This is a genomic window from Actinomycetota bacterium (assembly GCA_036280995.1).
GTDB lineage: Bacteria > Actinomycetota > CALGFH01 > CALGFH01 > CALGFH01 > CALGFH01.
Genome location: DASUPQ010000188.1, coordinates 1 through 6,887, shown reverse-complemented (window position 1 = coordinate 6,887; position 6,887 = coordinate 1). Strand labels below are relative to the sequence as shown.

Below are 6,887 nucleotides of genomic sequence, written 5' to 3'. Positions count from 1 at the left end.
TCCACCTACGACCGGGCCGCGTCGGCGGCCATGATCGGCTCCTGGGAGGACGAACTCGAGCTTCAGGGCTTCGGACTGTGGGCGGTCGAGCGCGCTGAGTGTTGACCGACACCTGAGGTGAGCACGGTGTAGCGGCGCAGCGGTGTTGCCGGTGAGGATGTCCACCAGTCCGGCGATCTGGCGGCTGCCGGTTGGTGTGCGACGACAATCTGATCACGTTGGTGGAAGCGCAACGGCCCTCCCCTTTCCTTGGCCGGAAGGGAGGGCCGTTCCTTGGTGCATGGAGGCACCCGTGATCATGGTAGGTACGGATTCGGCCGAGGTCGAGCGGCGACTGTCGGCGGGCGAGCTGGTCTGCCCGTGCGGCGGCGGCCTGGCCCGGTGGGGCTATGCCCGGGCGAGGACTGTTCGCGGCGTCGGGCGGCTGCGACCGCGGCGGGTCCGATGCGCTGGCTGCCGGGTGACGCATGTGCTGGTGAGCGTGGCGTGCCTGTGGCGCCGGGCCGACACCGCCGAGGTGATCGGGGCAGCCCTACGGCAGAAGGCCGCTGGGGCCGGGCATCGACCGATCGCCGTCTTGCTGGACCGGCCGGTGTCGACGGTCCGGGGCTGGCTGCGCGCGTTCGGCCGGAACGCGGAGACGGTGCGCTCGATCCTCGCCGGGCTGCTCATCGAGCTCGACCCGCTGCACGGCCCGATCGGTCCAACCCGGTCGGTGTTCGCGGATGCGGTCGAGGTGGTCGGGGTGGTGGCTGCCGCGGCTCGTCGCCGGCTCGGGGTGGTCGGCGCGGTGTCGCCGTGGCAGCTGGTCTCCGCGATCACGGGTGGCCGGCTACTCGCCCCGGGCGGGGCGGTGCTGGTGGCCAACACGAACTGACCCTTGGCGCCGCCCGACTGGTCGGGAAGCCTCGCCCTTCGTGTGTTCATCACGAGACAAGGGAGCTGGGAACGTGACCGGTAGTCAGGGCAGGAATGAGGATCAGGTCCGGGCGGAGCGGGCTCGGACGGTCGGTCTGTTCAGGTATGCGCTCATCCGCGACGCCGCTGACCCCGAGCTGTCGACCAGGCAACGGGGCCGGCTGGTCCGCTCACTGGCGGAGACTGAGCATCAAGGACCGTTCGGGCAGCCGGTCCGGCCCTCGCGGGCCACGATCGACCGGTGGATCCGGGACTGGCGCCGCGGCGGCTTCGACGCCCTGGTGCCCAGCCCGCGACAGGTCGGGCCGCGGACCCCGGCGGAAGTGCTCGACCTCGCCGCCGCGTTGAAACGGGAGGTGCCCGAGCGGACCGCGGCGCAGGTCGCGGCGATCCTGCGGGCCCACGCCGGTTGGGCGCCGGACGAGCGGACCCTGCAGCGCCATTTCGTCCGGCTCGAGCTCACGACTCGCCCGAACGGGCAGCCACCGGCGGCGTTTGGCCGGTTCGAGGCCGACGCGCCGAACCAGCGGTGGACCGGGGACGCGTTGCACGGCCCCACCGTCGGCGGCCGGAAGGCGATCTTGTGCGCGTTCATCGATGATCATTCCCGGATGCTGACCGGCTACCGGTGGGCCCGCCGCGAGGACACCGTCCGGCTGGAGGCCGCGCTGCGCGGCGGTCTCGCCGCCCGCGGGATCCCGGGCTCGATCTATGTCGACAACGGGTCGGCGTTCGTGGACAAGCAGCTGCTGCGGGCCTGCGCCAGTCTGGGGATCCGGCTGGTCCACTCCCGGCCCGGCCAGCCTCTCTTAACCGGCTAATTCCCTCTGACTGGACAGCGCGACACGCCGTAAGCACAGGGTGATTGCGTTGGTGGTGAGACATCTGGCATACCTGGGTCTCATGACGAGTGGGCCGGGTGAGTTGCGGGCGGTGCTGCGTGACGGATCGTGGTGCCTGGATGGTGAGGGCCCACCGGATCTGCAGGTGATCAACGAGTACCTGGGGTATGTCGCCGATCGGGGTTACTCGCCGCGCACGGTTCGGGCCTACGCGTTCGACCTGCTGGCCTTCGCTCGCTGGCTGGTCGATCAGGATCTTTCCGTGGCGCAGGTGAGCACGGATGTGCTGCTGCGGTTCCTGACGTTCTGCCGCGGCACGGTGCTGCCGGGCCAGGCGGGTGGGAACGTGGTCGGGCTGCGGACCGGTCGTTCGGCGGGATACGCGCCGTCGACGATCAACCGCCGGCTCGCGGCGATCTCGGGGCTGTTCGGGTACCGGCAGATGCGAGACCCGGATCTGGTCAGCCCGGTGCCGCGGTCCGGTGCGGCGCGGCGGGCCACGCCTGCGCAGCGGGCCGGGCTGTTGGCGCATCTGGGACGTCCGAAGGGCCGCTCGCGGCTGCGGGTGCGTGAGCCACGGCGACTACCTCGCGGCCTGGACAGCGCGGAGACTGTTGCCCTGCTGGGCAGTTTCCGCACTGACCGGGACAGGTCCATGGCGGGGCTGATGCTGTTCAGCGGGTTGCGGTCGGCCGAGGTGTTGGCCTTGACCGTGCGCGACGTGGACATCCCGACTGGATGGGTGCGGGTGATCGGTAAGGGCGACAAGGAACGTCGGGTGCCGCTGGATGTCGACGTTGCCGGGCTGATCCAGATCTACCTGTTGGCCGAGCGGCCAGAGTCCGACAGTCCGGCGTTGTTCCTGGTCGCCAAGGGCCCACACCGTGGACAGCCGCTGACCGCTGCGGGACTGCGCACGGTGTTCCGTCATCACCGAAAACGGGCCGGGGTGCCGGCCGGACATCCGCACGCGCTGCGGCACTCGTTCGGCACCGCGTTGGCCGAGGCCGGTGTGGATCTGGCGGTGTTGCAGGCGCTGCTCGGTCATGATCATGTGGACTCCTCGGCCGCCTACATCCATCTCGCTCCGGCGCACCTGCGTGCCTCCTACGATGCTGCCCGCGCTCGCCAACGCGCCCAGTAGTGCGTCGTCGGAGCCGGGTGGGCTGCTGGCTGGCTATCTGGCGACGCTGCGAGGGCGGGGCGCCGGCAACAGCGCCTTCACCGCGGGTGCCCGCGCGTTCCTGCGGCGCTGGCCCGACCCGCAAGCGTGGGCGGCCCAGTCGTTGCCGGCGCGGATGCGAATGTGGTCCTCGACCCGCCCGTTGATCAACTATCTGATGCTGTTCGGGCATCTTCGACCTGGCTATGACTATCTGCTGGAACGCAAACTGCCTGCGGTGCTGCGCGAGGCCAGGACCAGCCCGCTCGCCGCTGACCTGGACCGGTTCTTGGCCGCTGCGCTCGCCCTCGGGTTCACCGACAAGACCGCGGCCGGGATGGCCAGCCAGGTGTTGATGCGGATGCTGATCCAGACCGGTCACGGTCTTGCCGGGCTGACCGAGGCGGACCTCGCCGGGTTCGCTCAGGCAATCGGCGAGCGGGAGAACGCGCACGGCAAGCCGCTCAAGCACTACCGCACTGCGCTGGCCGCCACCCGCACCGTGCTCTACCACCTGGGCGTTCCGGTGGCCGCTCCGGTGAAGAACACCGCGCACCTGAAGCTCCCGGCCGGGCATCAGTTCATCGGCGTGCCCGAACCGGTGGCCGCGTCCCTGGCTCGCTATCTCGAGTGCGCCGCCGGCACCCGCACCGCGAACACCGTCGCGCACATCGCGGGCCGGCTCGGCCACTTCGTCCGCTTCATCGCCGATCTCGATCCGGCGCTGGACTCGTTGGCCGAGCTGGATCGGCAGCGGCACATCGAGCCATACCTCGCCGAGACCGCGGCGTCTGTTAATCCGCGCACCGGCTCGCCGCTGTCGGCATCTGAACGTCGCAGCAGGATTCTCACCGTGGGCCGGATGATCGACGATGTGATCGAGTGGGGATGGACCGACGCGCCGGCCCGCCGGCTGATCTTCCCGCGCGACGTCCCGCGGCTACCACGACCGCTGCCGCGCTACCTACCCGCCGACGCCGATCGTCGCCTGACCGCCGCGCTGCACGCCTCACCGAACAGACTGCGCGCCGACGCGCTGCTGCTGCTGCGCGCCACCGGCATGCGAATCGGCGAGCTGCGCGATCTGGAGCTGGACTGCGTGCACGAGGTTCCCGGCGCCGGGGCGTGGCTGAAGGTGCCGCTGGGGAAGCTGGACAGCGAACGGATGGTGCCGATCGACGAGGAAACCCTGTCCCTGTTGGACCGGATCGTCGAGCACCGTTCATCGGGGCGCCCACTGCCGTATCCCCGCACCGGCAAGCCGGTCGACTTCCTGCTCACCCATCAGGGTCGGCGGATCTCGATCGACACACTACGCAATGAGCTCGCCCGGGCAGCTGCCGAAGCCGGGCTGGACGGTGCGACTCCTCACCAGCTCCGACACACCTACGCCACCGCCCTGGTCAACTCCGGAGTCTCCCTGCAGGCCCTGATGGCTTTGCTCGGCCATGTCTCGGCCGAGATGAGCCTGCGTTACGGCCGGCTGTTCGACGCCACCGTGCGCGCCGACTACGAGAAAGCCCTCACCCTGGCCAAGGCCCGCCTCGGCCCGGTCCTGCCCGAGCGCACACCGTTGCCGCTCACCGATGTCACCGGTGGGCAACGCGACTGGCAGCAGGCGCCGCTGATCAAGGCCCGGCTCGCCGGCGGCTACTGCCTACGCACCGCAGCCCAGGGCGCCTGCTCCTACGCGAACATCTGCGAGCACTGCCCTAACCTTCGCACCGACGCGACGTTCCTGCCGATCCTTGCCGCGCAACGCATCGACGCCGAGGCGCTGGCCGCCGACGCCCAGGCGCGAGGCTGGACCACCGAGGCCAGCCGCCACACCGCCCTCGCCGACCGGCTCGACCGGCTCATCACCACAGTCGAGGGCGGCGCATGAACACCACCCTCGCCGCACGCGTGGAACAGGCCTGCCGCGAGCTGGCCATCACGGGCGAACCCATCAGCTTCGGCTCCGTCGCCGGACGGGCCGGCATCGGACGCGCAACCCTCTACCGACGCCCCGAGCTCCGCGCCCTCGTCGAGGAACACCGGCAACGCGAACGCGACGCGCTCACCCTCACCGGCCTGGCCGTGCAGATCGACCAGCTCCGCGGTGCCCTCGAGGCCGTCGCGGCCAATGTCCGCCGCCACGAAGAACAACTCCGCCGGCTGACCCGCAACAGCAAACCGAAGTAGCACCCAGGCCACTCGACCCAGCATCGAAGACCAAGGGATATTAGCCGGTTAACCCGAGGGACGCGGGAAGATCGAGCGGGTTTTCCGGACCGTCCGGGAGCAGTTCCTGGTCGAGATCGGCTCCGGCCGCGAGCTCGACGACATCGAGCAGCTGAACACCTTGTTCACCGCGTGGGTGGAGACCGTCTACCACCGCCGCGCCCACTCCGAGACTAGGCAGACCCCGTGGGATCGCTGGTCGGTGATCACCCCGCCGCTGCCCACCCCGGCCCAGCTGCGGGAGGCGTTCTTGTGGTCGGAGTGGCGCACCGTGACCAAGACCGCGACCGTCGGGCTGCACGGCAACCGCTACCAGGTCGACGCCGCCCTGGTCGGACGGAAGGTGGAGCTGGTGTTCGACCCGTTCGACCTCACCCGCATCGAGGTCCGCTGGCACGGGCGGCCGATGGGAGCCGCGGTCCCACACACGATCGGGCGGCACGTCCACCACAAAGCCCGCCCCGACGACACCACCGCGGCCCCGGCGGCGGCGGCGACCGGGATCAACTACCTCGGACTCGTCGAAGCCCGCCACACCACCGAACTCGCCGACCGGCTCCGCTACTCCCAGTTAGCCGACGGACCCCTGCCCGGCCAAGGGCCGATGCCCGGCATCAACGACAACCAGATCGGCGACGAGACCGGCGCCGACGGCTCGCTCACCCAGAACCGTGAGGTGCTCCCATGATCGAGAAGCTCCAATCCCACTACGGCTTTTCCAAGACCCCGTTCGGCCGGGGCCTGGCGCCGCAGATGCTGCACCGCCACACCGCGCACGCCGAAGCCGTCGCCCGGACCGGCTGGTGCATCAACGAACGGGGCCTCGGCGTGATCACCGGCGAGGTCGGCGCCGGCAAGACCGTCGCCATCCGCGCCGCCCTCGCCGGCCTCGACGCGAGCCGGCACACCGTCATCTACCTCGGCAACCCCGCCGTCGGCGGCCGCGGCCTCTACGGCAGCATCGTCACCGCCCTCGGCGGAGTCCCGCGTTTCCACAAGGCTGCGTTGATCCCGCAGACCACCGACCTACTCGCCGCCGAGGAACACGAACGCGGCCGCACCACCATCGTCGTCCTCGACGAAGCCCACCTGCTTTCTCCCGACCAGCTCGAGGAGCTCAGGCTGCTCACCAACGCCGACATGGATTCCCACTCGCCGTTCGCATGCCTGCTCGTCGGACAGCCCACCCTGCGGCGCCGGATCAAGCTGGGCACCTTCGCCGCCCTCGATCAACGCATCACCCTGCGCTACGCCATGGCCGGGATGACCGGCGACGAGACCGCTGGCTACCTCACCCACCACCTGAAACTCGCCGGGCGATCCGACACGCTGTTCAGCGACGACGCGACCGCGTTGATCCACCAGGTCTCCCGCGGCCTACCCCGCGCGGTAAACAACCTCGCCATCCAAGCCCTCGTCGCCGCCTACGCCACCAACAAGGCCATCGTCGACGAATCCAGCGCCCGCGCCGCCGTCACCGAAGTCACCGCCGAATGAACACCCCCGCGACGGCCTGATCACCAACCCGACACCACGAACACGAAGGCCCCGCCGACCACGTCGGCGGGCCTCTTCACACCCTCAGAACATCCTCACCATCAGTGACGCCGTCATCCTCATCCTGAGCGCCGTTCAACACACGGCAGGTCCCGGCGGTGCTCCTGATACCAGTCGAGAACTGTCGAGACCACCGCGCGGGCGACGCTCGAGGAAATCACCGAGCCACGGTACCCGGGGCCGCG

Annotated in this window: 5 protein-coding genes and 2 pseudogenes; all 7 read left to right on the top strand. The window is 70.0% G+C overall.

From position 1 onward, the window contains the following. Positions 1 to 475 precede the first annotated feature (475 nt). Positions 476 to 877, top strand: a complete 402-nt coding sequence (locus tag VF468_05990; protein HEX5877861.1) for a helix-turn-helix domain-containing protein — start codon at positions 476 to 478, stop codon at positions 875 to 877. Positions 878 to 950: 73 nt separating this feature from the next. Beyond that, positions 951 to 1,724, top strand: a pseudogene (locus tag VF468_05985) (DDE-type integrase/transposase/recombinase). Positions 1,725 to 1,905: 181 nt separating this feature from the next. Further along, positions 1,906 to 2,904, top strand: a complete 999-nt coding sequence (locus tag VF468_05980; protein HEX5877860.1) for a tyrosine-type recombinase/integrase — start codon at positions 1,906 to 1,908, stop codon at positions 2,902 to 2,904. Beyond that, on the top strand, positions 2,873 to 4,807 hold the full coding sequence (locus VF468_05975; protein ID HEX5877859.1) for a site-specific integrase: 1,935 nt from the start codon (positions 2,873 to 2,875) through the stop codon (positions 4,805 to 4,807). The genes VF468_05980 and VF468_05975 overlap by 32 nt, the downstream gene beginning before the upstream one ends. Continuing rightward, positions 4,804 to 5,106: a hypothetical protein gene (locus VF468_05970; GenBank protein HEX5877858.1), complete on the top strand. Its 303-nt coding sequence runs from the start codon at positions 4,804 to 4,806 to the stop codon at positions 5,104 to 5,106. Before VF468_05975 ends, VF468_05970 begins: the two co-directional genes overlap by 4 nt. A gap of 46 nt (positions 5,107 to 5,152) precedes the next feature. Next, a pseudogene (locus tag VF468_05965) lies at positions 5,153 to 5,833 on the top strand (Mu transposase C-terminal domain-containing protein). Then, positions 5,830 to 6,642: an AAA family ATPase gene (locus tag VF468_05960; protein ID HEX5877857.1), complete on the top strand. Its 813-nt coding sequence runs from the start codon at positions 5,830 to 5,832 to the stop codon at positions 6,640 to 6,642. The pseudogene VF468_05965 and the gene VF468_05960 overlap by 4 nt, the downstream one beginning before the upstream one ends. The last annotated feature ends 245 nt before the right edge of the window (positions 6,643 to 6,887 follow it).

Coding starts and splice junctions, on each gene's coding strand:
- VF468_05975 (HEX5877859.1), top strand. CDS start 2,873: ATGCTGCCCGCGCTCGCCAACGCGCCCAGTAGTGCGTCGTCGGAGCCG.
- VF468_05970 (HEX5877858.1), top strand. CDS start 4,804: ATGAACACCACCCTCGCCGCACGCGTGGAACAGGCCTGCCGCGAGCTG.
- VF468_05960 (HEX5877857.1), top strand. CDS start 5,830: ATGATCGAGAAGCTCCAATCCCACTACGGCTTTTCCAAGACCCCGTTC.